This is a genomic window from Antribacter sp. NEAU-D49 (assembly GCF_057158775.1).
The window spans coordinates 42,889-64,069 of the sequence record NZ_JBXTSN010000004.1 but is presented as its reverse complement, the minus strand read 5'-3'; the positions used below and the strand labels follow the sequence as shown (position 1 = coordinate 64,069).

Genomic DNA, 21,181 nt, shown 5'->3' with positions numbered 1-21,181 from the left:
GTCGGGGCATGAGCTCCGACACCACCACCCCGCCCCTCCGCCGGCTGGGCCGCACCGGCCTGGCCGTGTCCGCCGTCGGCCTCGGCTGCAACAACCTCGGTCGGCCCGGCACGGCCACCGAGTCCCGGGAGGGCACCACCGCGCTGATCGACGCCGCCATCGACGCGGGCGTGACCTTCTTCGACACGGCGGACGTCTACGGTGGCCGCCCCGGCCTGTCCGAGGAGCTCCTCGGCGAGGCGCTGCTGGGCCGCCGCGACGACGTCGTCGTCGCCACCAAGTTCGGCAGCGACCTGCGGGGCGCCAACGGGCAGGACTTCGGCGCCCGCGGCTCGCGCCGCTACGTCGTCCGTGCCGTCGAGGCGTCGCTCCGCCGCCTCCGGACCGACTGGATCGACCTGTTCCAGTACCACTGGCCGGACAACGCGACGCCCCTCGACGAGACGCTGTCCGCCCTCGACGACCTGGTCACCTCGGGCAAGGTCCGGTACGTGGGCCACTCCAACCTGCGGGGCTGGCAGATCGCCGAGGCCGAGCACCTCGGCCGGGGGATCGGCACCCGGTTCGTGTCGGCGCAGAACGAGTACTCGCTGATCGCCCGGGGCATCGAGCAGGAGGTGCTGCCGGCCGCCGAGGCGTACGGGCTGGGCGTGCTCCCCTACTTCCCGCTCGCCAGCGGCCTCCTCACCGGCAAGTACGCCCACGGGGCCCCCGCGGGGTCGCGCCTCGCGAACCGGCCGGACCGGCTCGAGGCGGCGCCCTGGGAGGCGCTGGCCCGCCTGCACGCCTTCTGCGAGGTGCGCGGCATCGAGGAGGTCGACGTGGCGTTCTCGTGGCTCCTGTCCCGGCCTGCCGTGTCGTCCGTCATCGCCGGCGCGACCACGCCCGAGCAGGTGCGCCGCAACGCCCGCGCCTGGTCGTGGACCCCGAGCGCCGAGGACCTCGCGGAGCTGGACGAGATCTTCCCGGCCTGAGGCGCAGGTGCCACGATCAGGTATGCGACCCACACGGGCGATCTACATCCTTCTCGCCGCAGCAGCCCTTCTCGCCGGGTGCACGGCCGAGCCGCCGTCGGACGAGCACGCAGCGGGGCCGGGCCCCACGACGACGGTGTCGTCCCCCGCCCCCGCCCCGGCCCTCACGCCCGTCGACCTCCCGCCCGGCGACACGCTGGTCCGGGTCGGGGACGGACCAGCCGCCCGCAGCTATGTGGTCCACGTGCCGCCCGGGCTCGACGGCCCCGCGCCGCTGGTCCTCGTGATGCACTACTGGACGGGTTCCGCCGCCGCGGTCAAGGCCGGGTGGGGGTGGGACACGCTGGCCGACGCCGAGGGATTCGTGGCCGTGTACCCCGACGGCCTTGCCGGATCGTGGAACGCGGGCGGGTGCTGCGGCGAGGCCGTCGAGTCCGGGGTGGACGACGTCGCGTTCCTCACCGCCGTCCTGGACCAGGTGGCGGCGAGCGTCGAGGTCGATCCCGCCCGCGTCTACGCCACCGGCTTCTCGAACGGCGCCATGATGAGCTACCGCCTCGCGTGCGAGACGGACCGGCTGGCAGCGATCGCCCCGGTGGGCGGCGACCTGCAGGTCGACTGCGACGAGCCACGGCCCGTCTCGATCCTCCACGTGCACGGACTCGAGGACGAGGTCGTCCGGTTCGCCGAGAGCGACGCCCCGTGGCGTGAGCTCCTCGGGTGCGACGAGCCCGTCGTGAGTCACGCAGGACACGTCCGCACCGAGGTGGCGGCCTGTGAGGACGGGCACGAGGTCCGGGTGGTGACGCTCGACGGGATCGGGCACGAATGGCCCACCGACCCCGCCGTGCTCGACACGGCCGCCGAGGTCTGGCGCTTCCTCGAGGCCCACCCGAAGAGCTGACCTGCCAGCAGCAGCACCTACCCTGGAGAGGTGACCACCACCCTGCCCGAGGCGACAGCGCGCGCTGCGCAGCCCGTCGTCCTGCAGCCGGACGAGTGGCTCCCTGCCGAGGCCGCGCACGCTGCCCGCGCCGACGCCCTGACCGCCGTGTGGCGCGAGGCCCGCGGCGCCGGCCGGGCGCACGCGATCGAGGACTTCCTCTTCACCTACTACCCCACCCGCCCCGCGCAGCTGCGCCGCTGGCACCCGGGCCCGGGGGTCGCGCTCGCCCTGGGCCAGCCGCTGCCCGACGGCGATCGCGAGCCCCCGGCAGCCGAGCGCGCCGCCTGGCGGTGGTACCGCGAGGCGGAGGGAACCGTCGGCCTGGACGTCGCGGCCTACCTCGCCGACCGGGGCGACACGGCCCGGTACGTGCGCTCGCTGCTCGCGGCGACCGCGTCCCGCCCGGGCACGTTCGGGTGCTTCGGGCTGCACGAGTGGGCGATGGTCTACCGCGACAAGGAGTCGGGGCGCGACCAGCGCCACCCGCTGCCGCTGCGCCTCGGGCATGCCGGGACGGACGCCGTGGTGGAGTCGCACCCGGTGCGCTGCTCGCACTTCGACGCCTTCCGCTTCTTCACGCCGCAGGCCACCGGCCTCAACCAGCTCCAGCCGTCGCGCGAGACCCAGGTGGCGCTGGAGCAGCCGGGCTGCCTGCACGCGAACATGGACCTCCTGAAGTGGTGCCTCAAGCTGGGCCCTGCCGTGCCGGGAGACCTGCTGCTCGACGCCTTCGAGCTGGCCCGCGACATCCGCTACACGGACATGGCCGCCTCGCCGTACGACGTGTCGGGGTACGGCGTGGAGCCTGTCGCCATCGAGACCACCGAGGGCAAGGCGGAGTACGTCCGCCGCCAGCGCGGGTTCGCCGCCCGGGCGGCCCGGCTCCGCGAGCGCCTGCTCGCGGTCTGCGAGACGCTGCTGCGCTGAACGGCGCCCCCGCCGACGTGACGAGGGCTTGTCATGCCCTCGCAGAGTACGAGTTTGCCCTCATTGTTACCGGCGCGTCGTTATCTTACCGTCAAAGGTGCACATCCTGGACGGGGAACTCTCCTCGTTCGACCAAGCCCCGATAAAGCGGTGAGCACCATGAGCATCACCCTGCAAGGACGGCTCGGACGGATCCTGCTCGCAGCCCTCGCGGTCGTCGGACTGACGATCGCCGGGCTGGTGGCGACGCCTGCGGAACTGACGCCCAGCGCGCAGGGCCACGGCTGGATCACGTCGCCGCCGAGCCGCCAGGACCACTGCGCCAAGCGGACCGTGAGCTGGTCCTGCAACGGCATCGAGTACGAGCCGCAGAGCGTCGAGTCCGCCAAGGGCTCCATGCTCTGCTCCGGCGGCACGCGGTTCACCACGCTGGACAACAGCTCGCTGGCCTGGCCCCGCACCACCGTCGGCAGCACCACCACGTTCACGTGGACGCTGACGGCGCGGCACCGCACCTCCACCTGGGAGTACTTCGTGGACGGCCAGCTGTTCCGCACCTTCAACGACGGCGGCGCCCAGCCGGGTGCCACCGTGAGCCACACGCTGACCGGCCTGCCGAGCGGCAACCACACCATCCTCGCCCGGTGGAACGTCTTCGACACCAACAACGCGTTCTACGCGTGCACCGACGTGAACGTCGGCGGCGGGGGCGGTACCACCCCGACACCCACCCCGCCCCCGACGACGCCGCCGCCCACCGGGGCGTGCGACCTGCCGGCCTGGAGCGCCACGACGGCGTACACGGGCGGCGCCCAGGTCTCCTACCAGGGCCGCGAGTACCAGGCCAAGTGGTGGACCCAGGCGGAGATCCCGTCGCAGAGCGGCGAGTGGGGCGTCTGGCGCGACCTCGGCGGTTGTTCCCCCCCGGGCCCCCGTGTTTGTCCCACCCCCCCCGCCCCTGGGGCGGGGGTGCTTCTGACAACTTCGGGGGGAGGTGGGGCCGAGGGGCTACGCAGGCCCACGTATACGCGTTCACCCTAATTGTCAGGTCCGCGAACAATTCCTAGCGTGAGGGCCGCAACAACCTGCACCATCGAGACACGAGGTGAAACATGAGCTCCACCCTGAGCAGACGGCTCCCCCGCGGCCTCTTCGCAGTCGTCGCCACCCTGGCCCTGGCGGTCACCGCCCTGGTCGCCACCCCTGCGGCGCTGATGCCGCAGGCAGAGGCCCACGGCTGGGTCACCTACCCGCCGAGCCGCCAGGACCACTGCGCCAAGCGCACGGTCAGCTGGGGCTGCAACGGCATCGAGTACGAGCCCCAGAGCGTCGAGAACGTCAAGGGCTCCATGCTGTGCTCGGGCGGCACCCGCTTCACCACGCTGGACGACAGCTCGCTCGCGTGGCCCCGCACCACCATCGGCAGCACCACGACGTTCACGTGGACCATCAAGGCCAACCACCGCACCTCCACGTGGGAGTACTTCGTGGACGGCCGCCTCTTCAAGACCGTCAACGACAACGGCGCCCAGCCCGGCGCCACGGTGACCCACACGCTGACCGGCCTGCCGAGCGGCAACCACACCATCCTCGCCCGGTGGAACGTCTACGACACCGTCAACGCGTTCTACGCCTGCTCCGACGTGACCGTCGGCGGCGGCACCACGAACCCGACGCCCACGCCCACGCCGACGCCCACCCCGACCCCGACGCCCACGCCGACCCCCACCCCGCCGCCCGCGGGCACCTGTGACGCCCCGACGTGGAGCGCCACCACGACGTACACCGCCGGCAACGTCGTGACCTACCAGGGTCGCGAGTACCGCGCCCAGTGGTGGACGCTCGCCGAGATCCCGTCACAGAGCGGCCAGTACGGCGCGTGGCGGGACCAGGGCGCCTGCTAGGGCCCCGTAGTGCGCGCGGTGCGGGCCAGGGCGGCGATCCCGTGACCTGACCGCATCCGCGGTACCGAGGAAGGAGGCGCGCACCGCGCACCGGGACCAGGTCTGCGACCTGGTATCACGGGCGCGGTGTGCGCCTCCGGCGCGTCATGGAACGATGTCGGCGTGTCGCGAGCGCTCGTCGGGATCCGTCCCACGCCCGTCGAGGTCCCACCCGGCGTCCGGGCCCTCACCGGGTGGGCTGTGGTCACGCCGGTCTGGCGCAACGAGCTGGGCGGCCTCACCTTCCGCCTGGACGAGCCGGGCCGGTCCCGCCGCCCTGCCCGGTACCTGAAGTGGGTCCCGCACGGGACGGCCGCCCCGCACCCGCTCGACGAGGCCCGGCGCCTCGAGTGGGCGCGGCGCCACGCGGTAGTCCCCCGCGTCCTGGACGTCGGGAGCAGCGAGGAAGCGGCGTGGATCGTCACGGAGGCGATCGAGGCGACGTCGGCCATCGACCCCCGCTGGGTCGCGGACCGTGAGCACGCCGCCCGCGTGATCGGCGTCGGGCTGCGCCTCCTCCACGACGCCCTGCCGGTGTCCGCCTGCCCCTACACCTGGTCGGTCGCCGACCGGCTCGCCTCGCTGCCGCCGTACCTGCCGCGCCCGCTCCGCGCGCTGCTGCGCGCCGCGCCCGAGCCCGACCGGCTCGTCGTCTGCCACGGCGACCCGTGCGTGCCCAACACCCTCCTGGCCGACGACGGCACGTTCGCCGGCCACGTCGACCTCGGCGACCTGGGCGTGGCCGACCGCTGGGCCGACCTCGCCGTCGCCACCCGCAGCGTGACCCGCAGGTACGGGGCGGGCCTGGAGCCGGTGGTGCTCGACGCGTACGGCGTCGCCCCCGACCCGGACCGGACCACCTACTACCGCGCGCTCTGGGACGTCGTCGAGGACCACCGGCTGCGGGGCACGAGAATCCGGTTCCGCCGCCCGGCGTCCGCGTGACACCATCGCCGCATGTCGCAGGTCGTCTCGCAGATCCCCACCGGTCCGGTAGTGGTCCCCCGGCAGGTCGCCGTCCTCGCCGAGGGCGCGACCGTCACACCGGTCTGGGACAACGAGGTGGGCGGCCGCACCTTCCGTCTGGACCCGCTGCCCGACGACGCCACGGGCACCCCGGTCGGTAGCGCCCGGTTCGTGAAGTGGTCGCCCCGCAGCGCGGGCATCGACCTGCGCGAGGAGGCCACGCGGCTCGCCTGGGCGGCGGGCCGCACGCCCGTGCCGCGTGTGCTCGAGACGGGCGAGGACGCCGAGGCCCAGTGGATGGTGACCGCCGCGCTCGACGGGAGCTCCGCCGTCGTGCCGCGGTGGCGGGCCGAGCCGGAGACCGCCGCCCGGGCGATCGGCGCGGGACTGCGGGCCCTGCACGACACGCTGCCCGTCGCGGACTGCCCCTTCGTCTGGTCGGCCGAGGAGCGGCTCGCCCGCGCGGACGCCCGTCTCGCGGCCGGCGACGGCCCCGAGACCTGGCAGCCCGAGCACCAGCACCTCGACCCGGCCGAGGCCCGCGCCCGGCTGGCGGAGGTGCCCCCGCCCGACCGGCTCGTCGTCTGCCACGGGGACGCCTGCGCGCCCAACACCCTCCTGGCCGACGACGGCTCGTGGACCGCGCACGTGGACCTCGGCCGGCTGGGGGTCGCGGACCCGTGGGCCGACCTGGCCTCCGCCACGTGGAGCACGCTGTGGAACTACGGCCCGGGCTACGAGGACGTCCTCCTCGACGCGTACGGGATCGCGCGCGACGACGAGATGATCGCGTACTACCGGCTGCTGTGGGACCTGTCCTGAGACCTCGGGCGGGCCGGACCCGGGCGCCTCACGCCCGGCGGCGCGCCCGGTAGGCCGCCGCCGCGTTGCGGTTGGTGCAGGCGACGGAGCAGAAACGACGGGACCGGTTGCGCGAGAGGTCGAGGACGAGGCCGGCACAGTCGTCGTCGGCGCAGACGGACAGCCGGGACAGCTCGCCCTCGCGGATGACGTCGATCATCGCCATGGCCGACTCGACGAGGATGCGCGTGGCCCAGGGGGCGTCCTCGGAGACCGCGTGCACGTGCCAGTCGGCACGGTCGTGCCGCACGAGCCGCGGGACCGCGCCCGCCTCGGCCAGCATCTCGTTGACCAGTCCGGCCGCCGTGTCCCTGTCCGCCGTGAGCAGCGCACGGAGCCGGGGCCGGAGCGCCCGGACCTGCTCGAGCTCGGCGATGGTCCGGTCGTGGCGGCCCGTGTACTCGTACGTCACGAAGAAGGCGTCGAGCTCGGCCACGGTCGTGAGCGTCTCCGGCGGCTCGGCGGAGTTGACCAGAGCCACCGCGGCGAGCAGCGACATCTCGGTGTCATGAGCGAAGACCACGTTGACACATTACCCCTCCCTCCGTACCGTCATGAGTCATGAGCGCAGTGACTCCTGACACCACCCCCGTCCCGGTGCCCGACGGCGCCGCGAGCCGCCGTCTCGTCACCGGGCTCGCGTTCGCCGTGGTGTCGGCCGTCGCGTTTAGCCTGTCGGGCACGCTCGCCAGCGGGCTGTTCGCCACCGGCTGGAGCCCGGGCGCGGTGGTGCTGGTCCGCGTCGCCGTCGGCGCGCTCGTGGTGCTGCCCGCGGCGATCGTCGCGCTCCGCGGACGCTGGGCGGCGGTGCGGCGCAACGGCTGGCTCATCGCCGCGTACGGCACGTTCGCGGTGGCGGGCGCCCAGTTCTGCTACTTCTCCGCCGTGCAGCACATGCAGGTGGGGCCCGCGCTGCTCATCGAGTACACGGCGCCCGCGGCCGTCGTCGTCTGGTTCTGGCTGCGCCACGGCCAGCGGCCCGGCCCGGTGACTCTCGCCGGGGCGGGGCTCGCCGCGCTCGGCCTCGTGCTCGTGCTCGACCTGATCTCCGGCGCCCAGCTCAGCCCGGTCGGCGTCGCCTGGTCGCTCGGCGCGATGGTGGGCGCGGCCACCTACTTCGTCATCAACGGGGACGAGACCACCGGGCTGCCGCCGCTCGCCCTCGCCGCTGGGGGCCTGGTCGTGGGCACCGTGGTGCTGGGCCTGCTCGGGCTCACCGGCCTGCTGCCGCTCACCGCCTCGACCGCGCCCCCGGTCTACGCGGGCTCGTCGGTGCCGTGGTGGCTCCCCCTGGCCGGGCTCGGGGTGGTCACCGCGGGCCTGGCCTACGTCACGGGGATCGCCGCCGGCCGGCGGCTCGGCTCACGCCTGTCGTCCTTCGTGTCGCTGCTCGAGGTGGTCGCCGCGATCGGGTTCGCCTGGCTCCTGCTGGGCGAGCTCCCCCGGCCCGTCCAGCTGGTCGGCGGCCTGCTCATCCTGGCCGGCGTGGTGGTCGTCCGGCTCGGTGAGGAGCGGATCGCCCGGCCCGAGCCGGTGGCCGAGGTGGGCTGAGCGCCCGGCCCGGCCGCCGGCGTCGGGCACCCCTGTGCCGGGGCCTGCCACAATGGCTCCACGATGACGACCACGAGCGACGCGCCCACCACGCCCCGGCCCGCAGGCACCCTGATCCCGTACCTCCCGGCGCCCACGGGCAAGGACCCCGACCCGGACGTGCTGTTCGAGAGCTTCTCGCAGTGGGCGTCCGCAGGCGGGCGCGAGCTGTACCCGCACCAGAGCGAGGCCCTCATCGAGCTCGTGTCGGGCTCGCACGTCATCCTCGCGACCCCCACCGGGTCCGGGAAGTCCATGGTGGCGATGGGCGCGCAGTTCGCGGCCCTCGCGGCGTACCGCTCCGGGCGCGGCGGCCGCACGTACTACACGGCCCCGCTCAAGGCCCTCGTCAGCGAGAAGTTCTTCGACCTCGTCGCGGCCTTCGGGTCCAAGAACGTGGGCATGATGACCGGTGACTCCGCGGTCAACCCGGACGCCCCGATCATCTGCTGCACCGCCGAGATCCTCGCGAACCTCGCCCTCCGCCGGGGCGACGACCGCGCCGCCGCCGACGAGGACGCGATCACCCAGGTGGTGATGGACGAGTTCCACTTCTACGGCGACCCGCAGCGCGGGTGGGCGTGGCAGGTGCCGCTGCTCGAGCTCCCCCGCACCCAGTTCCTGCTGATGTCGGCCACGCTCGGCGACACCACGCGCCTCGTCGAGGACCTGGAGGCCCGGTCGGGCCGCCCCGTCGCCGAGGTCACGGGCGCCGAGCGGCCCGTCCCGCTCATCTTCTCGTACGTGGTGGAGCCGCTCACCGACGTCATCGACGAGCTCGTCACCACCCACCGCGCCCCCGTCTACGTGGTCCACTTCACGCAGAAGGACGCCGTCGAGCGCGCCCAGGCCATGCTCTCGACGAACATCGCCTCCCGGACCGAGAAGGACGCCATCGCCGCCGAGATCGGCGACTTCCGGTTCGGTACCGGCTTCGGCAAGACGCTGTCGAAGTTCCTGCGCCACGGCGTCGGCGTGCACCACGCGGGCATGCTGCCCAAGTACCGCCGCCTCGTCGAGCGGCTCACCCAGCAGGGCCTGCTCAAGGTGGTCTGCGGCACCGACACCCTCGGCGTCGGCATCAACGTGCCGATCCGCACCGTGCTGCTCACCAGCCTCGTGAAGTTCGACGGCGAGCGCATGCGGCACCTGACGGCCCGCGAGTTCCACCAGATCGCGGGCCGGGCCGGGCGCGCCGGCTTCGACACGGTGGGCGAGGTGCTCGTCATGGCGCCCGACCACGTCATCGAGAACCGCAAGGCCCTCCAGAAGGCCGGCGACGACCCCAAGAAGCTCAAGAAGATCGTCCGCAAGAAGGCGCCCGCCGGCGCCGTCAACTGGACCGACTCCACCTTCGAGCGCCTGCGCGACGCCGACCCCGAGCCGCTCACCAGCAACTTCCGCGTGACCCACGCCATGGTGCTCAACGTCCTGGCGCGCCACACCGGCGACCCCGTGGACGCGATGCGCCACCTCCTCACCGCGAACCACGACTCCGACGCCCGGCAGGCGGAGCACGTGCGCCAGGCCTTCCGCATCTACCGGTCGCTCCGCGTCTCCGGCGTGGTCGAGAAGGTCCGGGTACCCGACGCCGGCCGGCCGGGCGGGTGGCGGCCGTCCGCCCGCCTCACCGTCGACCTTCCGCGCGACTTCGCGCTCAACCAGCCCCTCTCCCCGTTCGCGCTCGCGGCCATGGACCTGCTCGACGTCGAGAGCCCCACGCACGCCCTCGACGTCGTCAGCATCATCGAGGCCACGCTCGACGACCCCCGGCAGGTCCTCATGGGCCAGCAGAACAAGGCCCGCGGCGAGGCCGTCGCGGCGATGAAGGCCGAGGGCCTCGAGTACGAGGAGCGCATGGCGCTCCTCGAGGAGGTCACCTGGCCCAAGCCCCTCGCCGACCTGCTCGAGCCCGCCTTCATCACGTACCGGCGGGCCAACCCCTGGGTGGCCGACGCCGAGCTCTCGCCCAAGTCCGTGGTGCGCGACATGGTGGAGCACGCCATGACGTTCACCGAGGTGGTCTCGGTCTACGGGCTCGAGCGCACCGAGGGCGTGGTGCTGCGCTACCTCGCCGACGCGTACCGCGCCCTGCGCCAGGTGGTGCCCGACGACCACCGCACCGAGGAGGTCCACGAGATCGTCGAGTGGCTCGGCGAGCTCGTCCGCGGCACCGACTCGTCGCTCCTGGACGAGTGGGAGCGGCTCGCCAACCCGGTGGACGACGACGCCGACACCCTCACCACCGGCCCGCTCGCCGAGGCCGGGGCCGAGGCGCCGGCCCGGCCGGTCACGGGCAACCCGCGCGCGTTCCGCCGCCTGGTCCGCAACGCGATGTTCCGCCGCGTCGAGCTCGCCGCGCAGGAGTCGTACACGGCGCTGGCGGCCCTGGACGGGACGGACGGCTGGGACGCGGACGCCTGGGGCGACGCCCTGGACCCCCTGTTCGACGCGCAGGGGGACGACGCGATCGGGTTCGGCGCGCCGGCGCGCTCGTCGGCCCTGCTCACGATCCTCGAGCCGGGCGCCGAGCTGCCGCAGGGCGGGCGGGTCGAGCCGGGCACCTGGTGGGTGCGGCAGGTGCTCGACGACGCGGACGGCGACCACGACTGGGCCATCACCGCCCTCGTCGACCTGGCTGCCAGCGACGAGGCGGGCGCCGTGGTCCTGACCATCGTGGACGTGGGGCAGATCTAACGTCTTTGCCTGACATTTACCCCGTGGAGGATTTCTACTAATCTCCCGTCAGTAGCGTCCTGAAGTAACCCCGGTCAACGGTGCCTGGGGCAGGCCGCTCGACGACAGGAGACGTCATGAGAATCGCCCGTTCCTCCGCGCTCGCGGCAGGCCTGCTGGCCCTGCTGGCACCCTTCGCCACAGCCGTCCCGGCAGCCGCCGACGGCCCCGGCTCCGGCTCCCCGTGGGTGGTCACCCTCGGGGACTCCTACATCTCCGGAGAGGCCGGCCGGTGGGCCGGCAGCTCCAACGCGTCGTCCAGCCGGGCCGACGCGCTCGGCCCCACCGCCTACTTCGACAACGCCACCCGCACCGCCGAGACCATCCCCGGCTGCCACCGCGCCCTGTCGGCCGAGGCCTACATCGGCGGCGGCGTCAACGGGCACAACCTGGCCTGCTCCGGCGCCACCACCGCGACCACGTCCGGAGACCTGTTCAAGCCCGGCATCGACTTCTACGCCAGCGGCGCCAACAAGGGCCAGGCGCTGATGCTCCAGGAGTTCGCGGCCACCCACAACGTGAAGATGGTCGCGCTGTCGATCGGCGGCAACGACTTCAAGTTCGCGAGCATCGTCCAGTCCTGCGTGGTCAACTTCCTGACCTCGCCCACCTGGTGGAAGAACTACTGCAACGACGACTCGTCGGTGCGGGCGAACTTCACCACCGCGAACGTCGCCGCGATCCGCGCCCGGGTCACGGCCGCGATCCGGAACGTCGACACCGCCATGCGGAACGCCGGATACACCAGCTCCCAGTGGACGCTCGTCGTCCAGAACTACCCGTCCCCCATCCCGAACGGGTCCGGGTTCCGGTACTCCGAGTCGGGGTACACGCGCCAGTCCACCGGCGGGTGCGGGTTCTGGAACCGCGACGCCGACTGGGCCAACTCGACGGCCCTGCCCACGATCAACGGTGCCCTGCTGGGCGCCGCCGCCGACTCCGGCCTCACCAACGTGCGCACCCTCGACATGACGCACGCCTTCGACGGGCGCCGGCTGTGCGAGACCGGCGTCGGCCTGTACGAGGAGGTCGGCCTGGCGAGCTGGCAGACGCCGGGCGCCCAGGACCGGACGGAATGGATCAACCAGATCCGGACCGTGTCGACGGTGACCGGGCCGTACTCCGTCCAGGAGTCGCTGCACCCCAACTACTGGGGTCAGCTGGCGATGCGCAACTGCCTCCGCCAGGTCTGGAACAACGGGGCGCCGCGCAGCGGATCGTGCTCCATCGGCAGCCTCGGCGTCGCGAGCCTCAACGCGACCGGTGAGCCGGCGGTGATCCTCGGCCCACTCGACCCGTCGGTGCTTCCGGCCGGCTGACGGTCATCCCACGAGGCCACGCACCAGCGCCGCGACCCCGCCCGCATAGGCGAGGACGACCAGGACACGGCGCGTGGCCTCGCGGGACACCCGCGGCGCCAGCACCTCGCCGAGGCCGATGCCCGCCACGGCGGCGACCGCCACGGCCACCCAGCCCCACGGCGACATGGCGGGGAACGCAGCATCGGTGAAGACCAGCTTCGCCGTGAGGGCGGCCGTCGCGTTCGTCAGGAAGAACGGCTGCGCCGTCGCGGCGAACGAGCGCGGGTCCCAGCGGTCCAGCACGGAGTAGACCGCCAGCGGCGGACCGCCGATCCCCGCGGCGACGCTGCCGAACCCGCTCGCTGCTCCCGTGACCAGCAGCGGCCACCGCGCCCCCGGCGCGAACGGGCGCCGGACCCCCGCGAGGCGCGACGTGACGAGGGCGAGCGTCATCGCAAGGATCACCACCGCACCGATGGTCACCTCGAGCGCCGCCGCTCCGGCGTCGCGCAGCAGGAGCGCAGCGGGCACCGACACAGCGAGGGAGGCCGCGGCGAGCCAGGCGAACCGCCGCCAGTCCACCCCCCGCGACACGCGCCCCAGGATCAGCAGCGCGCTGCCCGCGCCGAGCAGGTTGACCATGAGCACGCCTTCCAGCGGGCCCAGGATCAGCACGATGAACGGGCCGGCCACCAGGCCGAAGCCCATCCCGGTCACTCGCTGGAGCGCCCCGCCGACGACGATGGCGAGGACGAGGAGCGCGAGCACCTCCCCAGGCTACGTGAGCCAATCTCGACCGGTCCGGGGGAGAATTCCTCCGTGGCCAAGAAGAGCAAGCACGCCCCCGCAGGCACGCCCGCCGTCGTCGCGCTGGAGAAGGACGGCGTCCCGCACACCCTGCACCCCTACGAGCACGACCCGTCGAGCGACCTGGGCTACGGCCTGGAGGCCGCCGCCGCGATCGGCGTGGAGCCGCCGCAGGTCTTCAAGACGCTGCTGGCCGACGTCGACGGGCGGCTCGTCGTCGGCGTCGTGCCGGTGGACCGCAAGCTCGACCTGAAGGCGCTCGCGCGGGCCGCGGGCGGCAAGAAAGCGGTGATGGCCGATCCGGCGGCGGCCGAGCGCGCCACCGGGTACGTGGTGGGCGGCATCTCGCCGCTCGGCCAGAAGCAGCGGCACACCACCGTGGTCGACGAGTCGGCCGAGCGGTACGACGTCGTCTACGTGTCCGGTGGCCGGCGAGGGCTCGACGTCGGCCTCTCCCCCGCCGACCTGCTCCGGCTCACGGGCGGGACCGCCGCGCCGATCGCACGCGACTGACGCGGCGCGCGTCGCCGGCGCGCGTCGCCCGGGCGTCGCTACGCCCGGGGCGCGCGCTCGTACGTGGGGAACGCGACGTCGCTCGGCACGATCTCCTTGCCGAGCGGCAGCAGCGACACGGGGATCAGCTTGATGTTCGCGACGCCGAGCGGGATGCCGATGATCGAGATGAACAGCGGCACCGCGGTGATGATGTGGCCGATCGCCAGCCACCAGCCCGCGAGGACGATCCACAGGACGTTGCCGATCCACGAGCCCGCGCCCGCCTCACGCTTGTCCACGACCGTGCGGCCGAACGGCCACAGCGCGTACCCCGCGATGCGGAACGAGGCGATGGCGAACGGGATCGTGATGATCGGAATGCAGAGCAGGATGCCCGCGATCACGTAGCCGAACCACAGGCCGAGTCCCGCGAAGATCAGCCAGATGATGTTGAGCAGCGTCTTCATGCCCTGATTGTCCCGCATCCGAGGGGCCGGACGGAACCCGGACCGCCCCTGACCGGACCCTGAGCTTTCCTAGACTGACCCCGTGCACCTCTCGCCCGTCCCGGCCGGTCCCCTCGCCGAGCGCCTCGCGGCCGTCCGCGCGCGCGTCGCCGCGGCCGCCGACGCCGCCGGCCGTGACCCGGCGTCGGTCCGCCTGCTCGTGGCCACCAAGACGCAGGACGCCGCCGCGGTCCTCGCCGTGGTCGAGGCCGGGGCGGACCTCCTCGGCGAGAACCGCGTCCAGGAGCTCGTCGCCAAGGCGCCGGCGCTCGCGCCGCACGTCGCCGCGGGCCGGGTCGCGGTCCACATGATCGGGCACCTGCAGCGCAACAAGGTCAACCAGGTCCTCGGCGCGGCGGGCTGCGTCGAGTCCGTCGACAGCCTCGTCCTCGCCCGCGCGCTCTCCGAGCGCTGCGTGCGCGACGGGCGACGCCTGGAGGTCATGGTCCAGGTCAACGTGTCGGGCGAGCCCTCCAAGTCGGGCACCCTGCCCGACGACGGCGCCCCCCTCGCCTACGAGGTCGCCGCGCTCCCCGGCCTGCGCCTCACCGGGTTCATGACGATCGGGGCCCGCAGCGACGACCAGCAGGTGGTGCGCGCCGGGTTCGCCCGCCTCCGGCGGCTCCGGGACGAGGTGGCGTCGTCGGGACGCCCGGGGACCGGCGACGCCGTCGAGCTCTCCATGGGCATGTCCGGCGACCTGGAGCTCGCGGTCGCCGAGGGCGCCACGATCGTCCGGGTCGGCACGGCGGTGTTCGGCCCCCGGCCGGCGGCGTAGCGCCGGGCGGCTACCGGCCGGGTCCGCCCAGGCGGGTCAGGGCCGCGCGGACGCCGTCGACCAGGAGCGCTGCCCGGGCCTTGGCCTCGTCGACGCCGCCGAGCAGCATGACGAGAGCGACCGGCAGGTCGCCGCCGGCATCCATGAGGACCTTCTCGCACTCGTCGCGGTCGAGGCCGGTCGCCTGGACGAGCAGCCGGGACTGGCGGTCCCGGAGCTTGGCGTTGGTCGCGAGGAACTCGACCATGAGGTTCGAGTAGGTCTTCCCCAGCCGGATCATCACGGCCGTCGAGAAGGTGTTCAGCACGAGCTTCTGGGCGGTGCCGGCCTTGAGCCGGGTGGAGCCTGTGATGGCCTCCGGGCCGGTGTTGACCAGGATCGGGACGTCGACGTGCTCGGCGAGCGGGGCCCACGGGTTGCACGCCACGAGGACGGTGGTCGCCCGGTTGGCGCGGGCCCGTTCGAGCGCGCCCCGCACGTACGGGGTGCCGCCGCTGGCGGCGATCCCGACCACCACGTCGTGCGGCCCGGAGTCGGCCACCGCCGCCGCGCCCGCGTCGACGTCGTCCTCCGCGCCCTCGACCGCGACACGGAAGGCGTCGAGGCCACCGGCGAGGTGCGGCACGAACATCTCGCGGCCGACGCCGAACGTGGGCAGCAGCTCGGCGGCGTCCATCATGCCCATGCGTCCCGACGTGCCCGAACCGACGTAGTGGACCCGTCCGCCGGCCCGGATGCCCGCGACGGCGAGCTCGACGGCCTCGACGATCCGCGGGTGCTGGGAGCGGACGGCAGCCACGATCCCCGCGTCCTCGTCGGCCAGCATGCGGACGACCTCGGCCGTGGGCACGAGGTCGATGTCGTAGGTACGCGGGTTGCGCTCCTCCGTGGGAGAGACGGGCCGTCCGCCCGGCGGCGCCTGCCGCTCGTATCCCGCCTCGGCGATCATCGGCGAGTCTCCTTCGTCCTTGGTGCGTCGCCGGGCGCACACCGCCCGGCATGATTCTTCGACCTGCACCACGAGATCCGGTCTCACGGCCGGTGACCGTCAATACACCGTACTGGGTGAATCCCGCGGTCAGCACGGCGAACGCCGATCAGGGAGCCCGGCCCGGACCCGCGTGAAACGGAATTCCCTGATCGAAGTGCTTTGTGGAGATTACTGACTCCTGATGGCGTGCGGAACCCTCATGTGACCGGCCGTTATCAGATCGTGATCTTGGCGTTTCAGGGAACGCGCGCGGTCCACTCCGGCGTGGCGAACTTTGTCAGCACGAGCTCCTCGGCCCGCGCCCGCTCGGCGCCCGTCACCGTGCCGTCGACCGTCCGGTACCGAGCCTTGAACGACGCCACGAGGGCGTCGACCACCGCCTCCCGCGACATCCCGGTCTGCGACCGCAGCGGGTCCACGCGCTTGGCCGCGCTCCGGGTGCCCTTGTCGCTCAGCTTCTCCCGCCCGATCCGGAGCACCTCGGTCATCTTCTGGGCGTCCATGTCGTAGGCCATGGTCGCGTGGTGCAGGACCGCACCCCCGCTCAGCCTCTTCTGGGCAGCACCCGCGATCTTGCCCGCGGGCGACGCGATGTCGTTCAGCGGCACGTAGGTGGCGTCGATGCCGAGGTCGTGGAGGGCGCCGAGGACCCAGTCGTCCAGGAAGGCGTAGGACCGCTCGAAGCTCAGCCCTTCCACGAGCGACGACGGGACGTACAGCGAGTAGCTGATCGTGTTGCCCGGCTCCATGAACATGGCGCCGCCGCCCGAGATCCGGCGGATCACCCGGGCCCCGTGCCGCGCCGCGCCCTCCAGGTCCACCTCGTTCCGCAAGGACTGGAACGACCCGATGATCACCGCCGACTCGTCCCACTCCCAGATCCGGAGCGTGGGCCCACGCCGCCCCGCACCCAGCTCTTCGGCGAGGACCTGGTCGAGGGCGACGTTGAGCAGCGGCGAGACGGGCGCGTCGTGGACCACCTCGAAGACGTGGTCGGTCCAGCCGGTCGCGCGCCCGAGCGCACGCCGGGCAGCCACCGCGACGGCGTCCGCGTCGAACCCGATCATCGTGGCGCCCTGGACGGCCCGCGCCACCGCGGCCGCCAGCTCGGCGACCGATGCCGTCTCCGACATGCCCTCCATGGCCCGCCCCAGGCCCTCGAGCGCCTCGTCGGGCTCCAGGAAGAAGTCGCCGCTCACGCGGACGTCGGCCAGCCGGCCGTCGCGTACGTCCACGTCGACCGCGACGAGCTTGCCACCAGGGACCTTGTACTCTCCTCGCACGACGTCAACGGTACGCCCGGACGACGATTCACCCGCAATATGGGGAGAATTTCTATTGTCCTTTAAACATTCTTGGCGAAGTTTCGTGTGAGAATGTCGCGGTGACGGAATTCACACAGGGGGACAGCTCGGCTGACGACATCGCCACCGACGAGAGCGTGGCTGACCACAGCCCTGACTCCTGGATCGTGGCGATCGACGTGGGCGGGAGCGGGTCCCGGCTCGTAGCCGTCCAGGGCGGCGGCGAGCGGATCCAGCTCGAGGGGCGGCGGGTCGAGATCCTCCCGAACGGCAGCGACGCGGCCGAGGTCGTCGCCTCGCTGTGCCGATCGTTCGTTGCCTGGGCCGACCGGACCGGCCACAAGACCTCCACAGCCGGGCAGGACCGGCCGGTGGTCGCCGCTGCCGCGGTCGGCGTCACCGGGCTGAAGTCCCTGGTGGAGAACCCGAACGACATCCACGACGCGCTCGCCACCGAGCTCCGCACCAACCGCTCCGCCGTGGCCGGTGACGCCCTGACGGCACACCTCGGTGCGCTCCGCGGCCGCCCGGGGGCTGTGCTCGCGGTCGGCACCGGGTCCGTGGCGCTGGCCTGGGACAAGACCGGCCGCTGGCACCGCGCCGACGGCTGGGGACACGTCTTCGGCGACCTCGGGGCCGGCGCGTGGATCGGGAGCGCCGCGCTGCGGGCCGCCACGGCCGCCCACGACGGCCGTCCGCGCGGCGCGTCGACGTACCTGCTCGAGTCCGTCGCCGCCCGGCTGGGGCCCGTGGCCACCTGGCCCGCCCAGGTCTACAAGACCAATGACCGCGCAGGCCGGCTCGCCGCCCTCGCTCCCACGGTGATGGCGGGCGCGCGCGCCGGCGACGAGATGTCGGAGCAGATCCTCGTCGAGGCGGGCAGGCACCTCGCCACCACGCTCGTCACCGCCCTCGCCCCGGGCATCCCGCCCCTCGCGTCCACCACCGGGAGCCTCGTCCACGAGGACTCGCCGCTCACCCGGACGCTCGCGGAGCAGCTCGCCGAGGAGCGGCCCGACGTCCAGCTGGTCCCGAGCGCGGGCACACCCCTCGACGGTGCCCTTCACCTGGCACGACACCTTCGGGACAACCCGGCTAGGGTGATCGCGTACCGGCCCTGGCTGACGGTCCGGATCGACGGCCGCAGCGCGGCGGGGAGCACGGAGGACACGGGCGCGATGGAGCTGACCCAGGACCTCACGGGCGAGCCGCCTGCCGAGGGCGTCGGGCTCCCTCCGGAGCTCCGGCAGCTCCGCCCCCTTCGCCCCACCCCTGGAGACTTCTGATGAGCGGTGACGTCCTCGTCCGACTCGAGCGCGCCCTACCGACCCTCCGGCCCGCCGAGGCCCGGGTCGCGCAGACCGTGCTCGACGACCCGGACACGGTCGTCGCGTCCACCATCACCGAGCTTGCCGGCCACGCGGACACCTCGCAGGCCACCGTCGTCCGCTTCTGCCGGGCCGTCGGCTACGCGGGCTACCCGGAGTTCCGCATCGACCTGGCGCAGGCCACCAGCCGTCGCATGATGGAGATGGAACGGTCCGGCATCGCCGAGGGCGAGATCAACCAGACCGATGGCGTCACCGACGTGGTGAACAAGATCGCGTTCCACGAGGCCCGCACCATCGAGGAGACGGCGCGCATGCTCGACGTCGTGACTCTCGAGAAGCTGGCGAAGGCCGTCGTGAACGCACCACGCATCGACGTCTACGGCGTGGGCTCGTCCGGGCTCGCCGCCCAGGACCTCGCGATGAAGCTCCAGCGCATCGGCCTGTACGTCTTCTGCTCCCCCGACCCGCACCAGCAGGTCGCGGCGGCCGCACTCCTCCGTCCGGGCATGGTGGCCATCGCCATCACCCACTCGGGCAAGACGAAGGAGACGCTGCGCACCCTGGAGCTCGCGCAGCGGGCAGGCGCCACCACGGCGTCCATCACGAACTACCCGGACGGCCCCATCAGCGCCGTGTCCGACCTGGTCCTCGCCACCACGGCCCGCGAGACCAAGTTCCGGGCCGGTGCTCTTTCGAGCCGCATCGCGCAGCTCACGGTGATCGACTACCTGTTCGTCCGGGTAGCGCAGAAGCACTCGCGCACGCAGGAGGCGCTCGAGGTCACGTACGACGCCGTGCACGGCGAGACGGAGCGCCGCCGCCGCGGACCGGGCCGCGGCTGTGGGTGCACGGATGGTCGCTCACCGAGCCCGGTGAGCGACCATCCGTGCACCCACAGCGAAGGACTCCTACCGCGGCGAGGTGCCGGCCTTGAGCAGGCCGTAGACGTGCCCGTCCACGAGCGCCTCCCAGGCCGCCTCGATGACGTTGGGCCCGACCCCCACCGTGGACCACGAGCGCTGCCCGTCCGTGTGCTCGATCAGCACCCGCGTCGTGGCGTCCGTGCCCTGCTCGCTGTCGAGGATCCGCACCTTGAAGTCGATCAGCTCGATACGGTCGATCTCCGGGTACACCCGCCGCAGCGCACCGCGCAGCGCCTGATCCAGCGCATTCACCGGGCCGTTGCCCTCGCCGGTCGACACGATGCGCTCGCCCCCGGCGTGCAGCTTCACGGTGGCCTCGGCGCTCGCCGCGGCGTCGTGCCGGTCGGCCTGGCCGGGCCCGGTCTCGACGATGGTGCGCCACGACTCGACGGTGAAGTAGGCCGGGCGCTGGTCCATCTCCTCACGGAGCATCAGGTCGAACGAGGCGTCCGCCGCCTCGTACGTGTACCCCGCGGCCTCGGCGTCCTTCACCCGCCCGGTGACCCGCGACAGCAGCTCGGCCTGCCCGGCGAGGTCGAAGCCCAGCTCGCGCCCCTTGAGCTCGATCGACGCGCGACCCGCCATGTCGCTGACCAGCATGCGCATGTCGTTGCCCACGGCCTGCGGGTCGGTGTGCTGGTACATGTCCGGGTCCACCCGGATGGCGCTGGCGTGCAGGCCGCCCTTGTGGGCGAACGCGCTCGACCCCACGTAGGGCTGCCGCGCGAACGGCGAGATGTTCGTGATCTCGCTGACCGCGTGCGCGATGCGCGTGGCCTCCGACAGCCCCGCCCCCGTCAGCAGCTCCATCCCGAGCTTGAGCTCGAGGTTGGCCACCACCGCGATCAGGTCGGCGTTGCCGGTGCGCTCGCCGTAGCCGTTGACGCAGCCCTGCACATGGGTGGCACCCGCCTCGACGGCGGCCAGCGAGTTGGCGACGGCACAGCCGGAGTCGTTGTGGGCGTGCATCCCGAGCCGCGCCCCGGACCGGTCGAGCGCCTCCTGCCCGACGGCGGTGCGCACCTCCGCGACGATCTCGCCCACCCAGCCGGGCAGCATGCCGCCGTTCGTGTCGCAGAGCGTGACCACCTCCGCGCCGGCCGAGAAAGCGGCGTCCACGGCGCTCAGTGCGTAGGCCCGGTCGTGGCGGTAGCCGTCGAAGAAGTGCTCCGCGTCCAGCACGACCCGGCGCCCCTCCGTCACCAGGAAGCTGACGGTGTCGGAGATCATCGCAAGGTTCTCCTCGCGCGTGGTCTTCAGCGCCCGCTCGACGTGCCGCACGTCCGACTTCGCGACGAGGGTCACCACCGGCGCGCCCGCGTCCAGCAGCGCCCGCACCTGCGGGTCGTCGCCGGCGCGCAGGCCCGCCCGGCGCGTCGAGCCGAAGGCGGCGAGCACCGCGTTCTTCAGGGTGAGCTCCTTGGCCGCGCGCGCGAAGAAGTCCGTGTCCTTCGGGACAGCGCCGGGCCAGCCCCCCTCGATGTAGCCGACGCCCAGCTCGTCGAGCAGCACCGCGATCGCGAGCTTGTCGGCAACCGACAGGTTGATGCCTTCCTGCTGTGCGCCGTCGCGCAGCGTCGTGTCGTACACGTCGAACGTGACAGGTGCTGCTGTCCTGCTCATGTCTCTCCCACCAGTGCGGATCCGGGCAAAGAAAAAGACCTCCCGGGTATGGAAGGTCGGCGCGTCCGGTGATGTTGGTACCGGACGCGCTACACGATGTAGATCGCCTGTCGCTGGGGTGCGCGCGGTGTCATGCGCCACATGGTGCCACAGCACCGGCGCCGGGGCACCCCCCTTCC

General features: G+C 72.9%; 19 protein-coding genes and 1 pseudogene. 14 read left to right on the top strand and 6 right to left on the bottom strand.

What is annotated here, in order from left to right; genetic code table 11:
- Positions 1–8: 8 nt before the first annotated feature.
- The 7 genes from AC060K_RS05090 to AC060K_RS05060 all read left to right on the top strand — a co-directional run bounded on the left by AC060K_RS05090 (position 9) and on the right by AC060K_RS05060 (position 6,578).
- Positions 9–974: an aldo/keto reductase gene (locus AC060K_RS05090; protein ID WP_483764381.1), complete on the top strand. Its 966-nt coding sequence runs from the start codon at positions 9–11 to the stop codon at positions 972–974.
- A 22-nt stretch (positions 975–996) separates the two neighbouring features.
- On the top strand, positions 997–1,878 hold the full coding sequence (locus tag AC060K_RS05085; protein ID WP_483764380.1) for a CE1 family esterase: 882 nt from the start codon (positions 997–999) through the stop codon (positions 1,876–1,878).
- A 30-nt stretch (positions 1,879–1,908) separates the two neighbouring features.
- Positions 1,909–2,847, top strand: a complete 939-nt coding sequence (locus AC060K_RS05080) for a 3-methyladenine DNA glycosylase (protein WP_483764379.1) — start codon at positions 1,909–1,911, stop codon at positions 2,845–2,847.
- A 159-nt stretch (positions 2,848–3,006) separates the two neighbouring features.
- On the top strand, positions 3,007–3,888 hold the full coding sequence (locus AC060K_RS05075) for a lytic polysaccharide monooxygenase (protein WP_483764378.1): 882 nt from the start codon (positions 3,007–3,009) through the stop codon (positions 3,886–3,888).
- A gap of 71 nt (positions 3,889–3,959) precedes the next feature.
- Positions 3,960–4,751, top strand: a complete 792-nt coding sequence (locus AC060K_RS05070) for a lytic polysaccharide monooxygenase (RefSeq protein ID WP_483764377.1) — start codon at positions 3,960–3,962, stop codon at positions 4,749–4,751.
- 162 nt (positions 4,752–4,913) lie between these two features.
- Positions 4,914–5,735: a phosphotransferase gene (locus AC060K_RS05065; protein ID WP_483764376.1), complete on the top strand. Its 822-nt coding sequence runs from the start codon at positions 4,914–4,916 to the stop codon at positions 5,733–5,735.
- Positions 5,736–5,747: 12 nt separating this feature from the next.
- The gene (locus AC060K_RS05060) at positions 5,748–6,578 is read left to right on the top strand and encodes a phosphotransferase (protein WP_483764375.1); all 831 of its coding nucleotides are present in this window, start codon (positions 5,748–5,750) and stop codon (positions 6,576–6,578) included.
- Between the two features lie 28 nt (positions 6,579–6,606).
- On the opposite strand, the gene AC060K_RS05055 is transcribed toward AC060K_RS05060, so the two are convergent.
- Positions 6,607–7,140, bottom strand: coding sequence for a CGNR zinc finger domain-containing protein (locus AC060K_RS05055; protein WP_483764374.1), 534 nt, complete (start codon positions 7,138–7,140; stop codon positions 6,607–6,609).
- 38 nt (positions 7,141–7,178) lie between these two features.
- On the opposite strand from AC060K_RS05055, the gene AC060K_RS05050 reads away from it, so the two are divergent.
- From AC060K_RS05050 to AC060K_RS05040, 3 genes are all read left to right on the top strand, one after another.
- Entirely contained in the window at positions 7,179–8,168 is a 990-nt protein-coding gene (locus AC060K_RS05050; protein ID WP_483764373.1) for an EamA family transporter, read from the top strand.
- 63 nt (positions 8,169–8,231) lie between these two features.
- Positions 8,232–10,904 carry a DEAD/DEAH box helicase gene (locus AC060K_RS05045; protein ID WP_483764372.1) on the top strand — a complete coding sequence of 891 codons (2,673 nt, stop codon included), beginning with the start codon at positions 8,232–8,234 and terminating at the stop codon, positions 10,902–10,904.
- 116 nt (positions 10,905–11,020) lie between these two features.
- Positions 11,021–12,262, top strand: a complete 1,242-nt coding sequence (locus AC060K_RS05040) for an SGNH/GDSL hydrolase family protein (protein WP_483764371.1) — start codon at positions 11,021–11,023, stop codon at positions 12,260–12,262.
- 3 nt (positions 12,263–12,265) lie between these two features.
- On the opposite strand, the gene AC060K_RS05035 is transcribed toward AC060K_RS05040, so the two are convergent.
- Positions 12,266–13,012, bottom strand: coding sequence for a TSUP family transporter (locus AC060K_RS05035; protein WP_483764370.1), 747 nt, complete (start codon positions 13,010–13,012; stop codon positions 12,266–12,268).
- Positions 13,013–13,063: 51 nt separating this feature from the next.
- Here AC060K_RS05035 and ybaK point away from each other — a divergent pair, with 51 nt between their 5' ends.
- On the top strand, positions 13,064–13,564 hold the full coding sequence (gene ybaK / locus AC060K_RS05030; protein ID WP_483764369.1) for a Cys-tRNA(Pro) deacylase: 501 nt from the start codon (positions 13,064–13,066) through the stop codon (positions 13,562–13,564).
- A 38-nt stretch (positions 13,565–13,602) separates the two neighbouring features.
- Here the strand turns inward: ybaK and AC060K_RS05025 are convergent, their stop codons facing one another.
- Positions 13,603–14,013, bottom strand: a complete 411-nt coding sequence (locus AC060K_RS05025; RefSeq protein WP_483764368.1) for a YccF domain-containing protein — start codon at positions 14,011–14,013, stop codon at positions 13,603–13,605.
- Between the two features lie 82 nt (positions 14,014–14,095).
- On the opposite strand from AC060K_RS05025, the gene AC060K_RS05020 reads away from it, so the two are divergent.
- Complete coding sequence (locus tag AC060K_RS05020) at positions 14,096–14,830, top strand: YggS family pyridoxal phosphate-dependent enzyme (protein ID WP_483764367.1); 735 nt, start codon at positions 14,096–14,098, stop codon at positions 14,828–14,830.
- A gap of 10 nt (positions 14,831–14,840) precedes the next feature.
- On the opposite strand, the gene AC060K_RS05015 is transcribed toward AC060K_RS05020, so the two are convergent.
- Positions 14,841–15,779, bottom strand: a complete 939-nt coding sequence (locus AC060K_RS05015; RefSeq protein ID WP_483764366.1) for an N-acetylmuramic acid 6-phosphate etherase — start codon at positions 15,777–15,779, stop codon at positions 14,841–14,843.
- A 278-nt stretch (positions 15,780–16,057) separates the two neighbouring features.
- Positions 16,058–17,104, bottom strand: coding sequence for a lipoate-protein ligase LplAB (gene lplAB, locus AC060K_RS05010; RefSeq protein WP_483764365.1), 1,047 nt, complete (start codon positions 17,102–17,104; stop codon positions 16,058–16,060).
- 101 nt (positions 17,105–17,205) lie between these two features.
- On the opposite strand from lplAB, the gene AC060K_RS05005 reads away from it, so the two are divergent.
- Together AC060K_RS05005 and AC060K_RS05000 are read left to right on the top strand one after the other, a co-directional pair.
- Positions 17,206–18,411 carry an N-acetylglucosamine kinase gene (locus AC060K_RS05005; RefSeq protein WP_483764364.1) on the top strand — a complete coding sequence of 402 codons (1,206 nt, stop codon included), beginning with the start codon at positions 17,206–17,208 and terminating at the stop codon, positions 18,409–18,411.
- Positions 18,411–19,136 (top strand): annotated as a pseudogene (locus tag AC060K_RS05000) (MurR/RpiR family transcriptional regulator); the annotation flags it as partial. The gene AC060K_RS05005 and the pseudogene AC060K_RS05000, both read left to right, overlap by 1 nt.
- Before the next feature lie 228 nt (positions 19,137–19,364).
- On the opposite strand, the gene cimA reads toward AC060K_RS05000, so the two are convergent.
- Positions 19,365–21,002, bottom strand: a complete 1,638-nt coding sequence (cimA, locus tag AC060K_RS04995) for a citramalate synthase (RefSeq protein WP_483764363.1) — start codon at positions 21,000–21,002, stop codon at positions 19,365–19,367.
- Positions 21,003–21,181: the final 179 nt, after the last annotated feature.